Source organism: Pantoea sp. GbtcB22, from assembly GCF_019091025.1.
Classification (GTDB): Bacteria; Pseudomonadota; Gammaproteobacteria; order Enterobacterales; family Enterobacteriaceae; genus Pantoea; species Pantoea leporis.
This window is the reverse complement of sequence record NZ_JAGXKB010000632.1, coordinates 1-244: the sequence shown is the minus strand read 5'-3', so window position 1 is coordinate 244 and position 244 is coordinate 1. Positions and strand designations below refer to the sequence as shown.

The 244-nt window shown below is 59.8% G+C and carries 1 pseudogene; it reads left to right on the top strand.

Going from position 1 to position 244, the window contains the following annotated elements:
* Window positions 1-244, top strand: a pseudogene (locus KVT28_RS26215) (hypothetical protein); the annotation flags it as partial.

Here is a 244-nt window from a genome sequence, read left to right as displayed (position 1 = left end):
AAGTCATTGGTATCGGTTCTCCGCGCGCCAGCATTGAAAGCAACTTCGCGTTGCGTGTGCTGGTTGGCGCAGAAAACTTCTCAACCGGTATGCCAGCCGGTGAGCAGGCTCGCGTTGAGCTGATGCTGTAAGTCCTGCAGGACGGCGGCATCTACACGCCATCACTGCGCGAAATTGGGGGCTACGATGCGGAGCTGGTGCTGGGTGCAGATTTGTCTCAGGGTGGCGCGCGCGTGGCGTTGTC